The sequence below is a fragment of the Streptomyces sp. NRRL B-3229 genome, assembly GCF_000719505.1.
Classification (GTDB): domain Bacteria; phylum Actinomycetota; class Actinomycetes; order Streptomycetales; family Streptomycetaceae; genus Streptomyces; species Streptomyces griseorubiginosus.
The window spans coordinates 1-520 of record NZ_JOGP01000102.1 but is presented as its reverse complement, the minus strand read 5'-3'; the positions used below and the strand labels follow the sequence as shown (position 1 = coordinate 520).

The following is a 520-nucleotide window of genomic DNA, read 5'->3' as shown; positions in this document are numbered from 1 at the left end:
GTCGGCGGCGATGGCCCCGCTCATCATGGGCAACGCGGACCGGCCCGAACTGGGCGACGAGCTCAAGAACAGCTTCTGCGCCACCGACCCGGACATGGCCCGCGTCTTCGCCCGGACCACGTTCCTGTCGGACTCGCGGGACGACCTGAAGAGCGTGACCGTGCCGACGCTGGTGCTGGAGTGCACCCAGGACGTCATCGCCCCGCGCGAGGTCGGCGCCTTCGTCCACGGGGCGATCCCCGGCTCGGCTCTCGTCACCCTCGACGCCACCGGGCACTGCCCGCACCTGTCCCCCCCCGACGCCACCAACCGGGCGATCACCGACTTCCTCGCGAGCCTGTGATGATGTGCCGCGCCGACCACCAGCCCGAACCGCAGGACGCCGACGCCGAGAAGGTCGCCGACGCCGCCGCGTTCGCCGCGCTGCTGGAGGACGGAGCCGAGGACCTGTACGAGAACGCCCCCTGCGGCTACCTCTCCACGCTGATGGACGGCACCATCGCGAAGATCAACACCACGC

Annotated in this window: 1 protein-coding gene and 1 pseudogene; both read left to right on the top strand. The window is 71.0% G+C overall.

Annotation, left to right across the window (positions count from 1 at the left end):
- Nucleotides 1-343, top strand: a 343-nt coding sequence (locus tag IF54_RS0138915) for an alpha/beta fold hydrolase (RefSeq protein WP_030327482.1), incomplete at its 5' end; no start/stop codon positions are given.
- Nucleotides 343-520 (top strand): annotated as a pseudogene (locus tag IF54_RS42575) (histidine kinase); the annotation flags it as partial. The gene IF54_RS0138915 and the pseudogene IF54_RS42575, both read left to right, overlap by 1 nt.